Here is a 4,483-nt window from a genome sequence, read left to right on the forward strand (position 1 = left end):
ATCTGGGCCGATGGATGTACGAAAGCGCTAGGGTGAATATCGATCCGGCTCGTCACTTCGCCCCCGTGCGTTCCTGTGTATTCACCGCCAAACTCTTGGCATTGGCGCTTTTCATGAACGTCACCAATGCATCAAAGCCGTTTCGATTGATATAGCTGGCAAAATCCGCCTCCTGAGTGAGCGACAGGTTCACACCGGCGACCACCAGATTGTTTACCAGCTGCTTGCCGCCGGCAGATTTGACCTGCCAGATCGTGTCGATCGGCTGGGCGCTTGGGCGGGTGACGCGGGTGTAGACCTCGGTGAACGGCCCGCGCGCGGTCGTGCGCTGCACCTGCACCCGCGCATCGGCATAGTCGTACAGCCGATCGGCGTAGGCATTCAGCACGAATTCGGGAAAGGCGGCGCGGTAGGCGTCAAGCTGGACCGGTGTCAGGCTGGCGCGCTGGCGGCGGATCAGGCGCATGCCGATATCATCCAGCGCGACATTTTCCGTCAGGATCGCGCGAAACCTCGCCCGGGCTGCCGGCCGTGACAGCGATTTGTCGCGCAGCACGGCAAAACCCTTGCCGACCATCCCTTCGATGAACGGACGGGCCGCCGGATCACCTGGATTGGCGGCCGTAGCAGCGCCAACCTGGGCAATCGCCGGCAGGGCGGGGAGGGCGGCGGCCAAAGTGGCCGAAATGAGCAGGGCGTTTTTCATAGCCGGCAGTCATGGCACGGTGAAGCTGAACCAGGCATGGGCGGCGAGCTTTTCAAAGACTGGTCAACCGTCGGCCGAGCGCGCCCAGGCTGCGTTTTTCGGCCGCGCTGGTCGGGAACAGCAGGGCCAGCGCCACGCCGGCCGCGATCCCGGCCAAAATCGCCACCACCGGATTGTCCTTCACCAGCGCACGGGCATCCTGCACCGCAGTGCCGTCGCTGGCGGCGGCGGTCAGCGCGCTGTCGTCATAATCGCTGTAATCATCCAAACCATCGCCCAAATCGAGCTCGGCATTGCTGATGCGTTTGCCGGCATAAAGCGCCAGCCCAATGGCGGCAACCGCCGCGCCGGTTGCCACCGGATGGGCCTTCACCACATTGCCGGCGTCGCGGGCCAGATCGGCGCCGCGCGTCTTCACCACGTCCAGCGCATCATCGATCAGGCGGCGCGGCGTTAGGCGATCGGCAAGGCCATTGAGGTCGTCGGCCAGCAAGGCGCCGGCATCATCGGCAGCGCGGGCCAGATCCTCGATGGTGGCGGTTTCGGTCATGGCCGGGGCTCCTTGGCTTTGGGCGCATTTTTCTGGGCGGCAAAACGATCAATCTGTCCCTGCAATGTGGCTATGGAACGGCGCGGCGCAAGATCCACCGCAGCAATGCGCGACAGGCCGTGCCGGGCCAGCGCCCATCCCGTGATCGCTGCCGCCAGCGCCACGATTCCACAAGCGGCCACCGGGCCAACGATTTTCGCCAACGCCAGCACGCCTGCGATCAACAGCAGGGTGAGTGCGGTGAACAGCAGCGCGCCTGCCGCCAACAGCATCAGCAGGGGCGCGCGCAAGGCGCCGGCATTGGCGCGCAATTCTGCTGCTGTCAGCCGCGACAGCGTTTGCATCAGCAGCAGGAAGCCGCCAACCATATGCCGAGCCTGGGCTGCCAGGCCGCCGCCGAACGCCATCAGTCCTGCGCTGCCTTGAGCATGCGGCCGGCCAGGAAACCGATGGCGATGGCGATGCCCACCGCCGCCGCCGGTTGAGCACGGATCAGTTCACGGCCGTCTTCCACCAGCTCCTCCACCGATTTTTCGGCCAATGCATCGGCGATGGCATCGATGGTGCCCGCGGCTTCGCCCACCAGGCGTGAAACGGGGGCTGCCGGGCCGCCGGTTGGCAGGCCCAGATTGTCAGTCACAAGGTCGGCCAGCGATTTCAGCCCGCGCACCTGGCCCACCAGGCTGTCGCGGGCCTCTTCGACCATGGCGATCAGACGGCCGCGCGCAAAATCAGTCAGGCTATCCATCCCGCCGCTGCCCAATCCACGTTTGATCTGCGCGGCGCCATCGCTGGCATCGTCACCATTCCAGTCGCTGGCATCGATCGGCAGGTTATCGGTCATGGCGCCATCCACATCAGGTCATGCTTGCCCGCACGGGCACACACCTCTATCTGGCGTGACCGACGCCGCTGCGCAAGCAGGCAGGTTCACCTATAGCGTACGGAAGGCTTCCCGCATGACCGCGATCATCGATATTCACGCCCGCGAGATCCTCGACAGCCGCGGCAATCCCACCGTCGAGGTCGACGTGGTGCTGGAAGATGGCAGCACCGGCCGCGCTGCCGTGCCCTCGGGTGCATCCACCGGCGCTCACGAAGCCGTGGAACTGCGCGATGGCGACAAGGCGCGTTATCTGGGCAAGGGCGTGCTGAAGGCGGTCGCTGCCGTGAACGGCGAGATTTTCGATGCGCTTGCCGGCATGGAAGCCGAGGAACAAGGCGCCGTTGATGCGGCCATGATTGAATTGGACGGCACGCCAAACAAAGCCCGGCTTGGTGCCAATGCCATCCTTGGCGTGTCGTTGGCTGTTGCCAAGGCGGCTGCGGATTCGCGCGGTTTGCCGCTGCACCGTTACATTGGCGGCGTATCTGCTCGGTTGCTCCCCGTGCCGATGATGAACATCATCAACGGCGGTGCCCATGCCGACAATCCCATCGACGTGCAGGAATTCATGGTGATGCCGGTGGGTGCCAGCAGCATCGCCGAAGCCGTGCGCTGGGGCGCGGAGATATTCCACACGCTCAAATCCGAACTGAAGGCGCAAGGCCACAACACTTCGGTAGGCGACGAAGGCGGCTTTGCCCCCAACTTGAATGGCACGCGCGCCGCGCTCGATTTCATCATGGCGGCGGTGGAAAAGGCCGGCTTCAAGCCTGGCGGTGACGTGATGCTGGCGCTGGACGCTGCGGCCACCGAATTTTTCAAGGATGGTGCCTATCATCTGCACGGCGAAGGCCTCACCCTCACGCCCGCACAAATGGCCGATTACTGGGCCAAGCTCGCCGGCGATTATCCCATCCTGTCGATCGAAGACGGCATGAGCGAAGACGACATGGCGGGCTGGAAAATCCACACCGACACGCTGGGCAGCCGCGTGCAACTGGTAGGCGACGATCTGTTCGTTACCAATCCGGCGCGGCTGGGGCAGGGCATCAAGGACGGCCTGGCCAATGCCCTGCTGGTCAAGGTCAACCAGATCGGCACGCTCACCGAAACCCTGGCCGCAGTCGAGATGGCGCACCGCAACCGTTATCGCACCGTGATGTCGCACCGATCGGGCGAGACCGAAGATGCCACCATCGCCGATCTGGCGGTGGCCTGCGGCTGCGGCCAGATCAAGACCGGCAGCCTGGCCCGGTCGGATCGGCTCGCCAAATACAACCAGTTGATCCGCATCGAGGAAGAGCTGGGCTCGGACGGCGTTTACGCCGGCCGATCCGTGCTGCGCTGAGGTTGCCTGCCTGCGCATCGCCCACTATCGAAAAGGGCGTGCGCCGCATCCTGTTGATCCTGTGCCTGTTGTGGGCTGCACCTGGGTGGGCGGCGCGGATCATTGCGCTGGACAGCCAGCCGGGCCGGGTGATCGTCACGGCCGATGGGCCATTACCGGCGGCAAAGGCGTTTGCGCTGTCCGATCCGTTCCGGCTGGTGGTGGATTTTGTCGGCATTGTCGGGTCCGGGCTGTCGGCGCCGGGCACCAACAGCGTGGCCTCGCTGCGCGCTGCCATGTTCGCGCCTGGCACTGCCCGGCTCGTGATCGATCTGCGAGCCCCGGTGATCATCCGCGAGGCGCGGGCGCAGGGCAATCAGGTCACCCTGTTTCTGGAACGGGTCCCGCCCGATCTGTTTGTTGCTCAGGTCGCCCGCGGTCGCCGGCCGCTGCCGCTGCTCAGAAGCCAAGGGCCGCCGCCGCCGCCCACCTTGGCCACAGGCAGTTTCAGCCTGCCGCCCGAATTCGGTCGCCCGCGTGAGGACGCCGCCCAACCCATTGAAAAACCAGCCGAACAGCTGGCACCGGACAAAGCCGTTGCAGCGCCGCCCAAACCGCCTGTGGAACCGCCCGCCGTCCTGCCGCCCGCCGTCTTGCCAACTGCCGCGCCTAGCGGCACCAAATCCCGAACCGGGGGAAAGCCGCTGGTGGTGATCGATGCCGGGCACGGCGGCAGGGATGTCGGGGCGATTTCAGTGCTGGGCGGGTATGAAAAGACCATCACTCTGTCCATCGCCCGCGAGACGGCGCGGATCTTGCGTGATCGCGGCCGCGTGCGGGTCAAGCTGACCCGCGATGATGATCGTTTCATTCCGCTTGGCGGCCGGGTGCGAATCGCCCGCGATGCCCGCGCCGATCTGTTCATTTCCATCCACGCCGATAGCGCGCCCAACGATCAGGCGCGCGGGGCTTCGGTTTATACCCTTTCGGCCGTGGCCAGCGATGCCATCGCCG

General features: G+C 65.2%; 6 protein-coding genes. 2 read left to right on the forward strand and 4 right to left on the reverse strand.

The window, feature by feature from the left end:
* Positions 1–52: 52 nt before the first annotated feature.
* The 4 genes from ACESL8_RS12470 to ACESL8_RS12485 are packed head-to-tail and all read right to left on the reverse strand — an operon-like array spanning position 53 to position 2,100.
* Positions 53–706, reverse strand: coding sequence for a phospholipid-binding protein MlaC (locus ACESL8_RS12470; RefSeq protein WP_372919343.1), 654 nt, complete (start codon positions 704–706; stop codon positions 53–55).
* A 52-nt stretch (positions 707–758) separates the two neighbouring features.
* The gene (locus ACESL8_RS12475) at positions 759–1,256 is read right to left on the reverse strand and encodes a hypothetical protein (RefSeq protein WP_372919345.1); all 498 of its coding nucleotides are present in this window, start codon (positions 1,254–1,256) and stop codon (positions 759–761) included.
* The gene (locus ACESL8_RS12480) at positions 1,253–1,663 is read right to left on the reverse strand and encodes a phage holin family protein (RefSeq protein WP_372919347.1); all 411 of its coding nucleotides are present in this window, start codon (positions 1,661–1,663) and stop codon (positions 1,253–1,255) included. Before ACESL8_RS12480 ends, ACESL8_RS12475 begins: the two co-directional genes overlap by 4 nt.
* The gene (locus ACESL8_RS12485; RefSeq protein WP_372919349.1) at positions 1,663–2,100 is read right to left on the reverse strand and encodes a hypothetical protein; all 438 of its coding nucleotides are present in this window, start codon (positions 2,098–2,100) and stop codon (positions 1,663–1,665) included. Before ACESL8_RS12485 ends, ACESL8_RS12480 begins: the two co-directional genes overlap by 1 nt.
* Positions 2,101–2,215: 115 nt before the next feature.
* Here ACESL8_RS12485 and eno point away from each other — a divergent pair, with 115 nt between their 5' ends.
* Positions 2,216–3,490: a phosphopyruvate hydratase gene (gene eno / locus ACESL8_RS12490; RefSeq protein WP_372919351.1), complete on the forward strand. Its 1,275-nt coding sequence runs from the start codon at positions 2,216–2,218 to the stop codon at positions 3,488–3,490.
* 38 nt (positions 3,491–3,528) lie between these two features.
* A partial coding sequence (locus ACESL8_RS12495; protein WP_372919353.1) for an N-acetylmuramoyl-L-alanine amidase occupies positions 3,529–4,483 on the forward strand: 955 nt, incomplete at its 3' end.

The sequence above is a fragment of the Sandarakinorhabdus sp. genome (genome assembly GCF_041689835.1).
In the GTDB taxonomy this organism is placed as follows: Bacteria; Pseudomonadota; Alphaproteobacteria; order Sphingomonadales; family Sphingomonadaceae; genus Sandarakinorhabdus.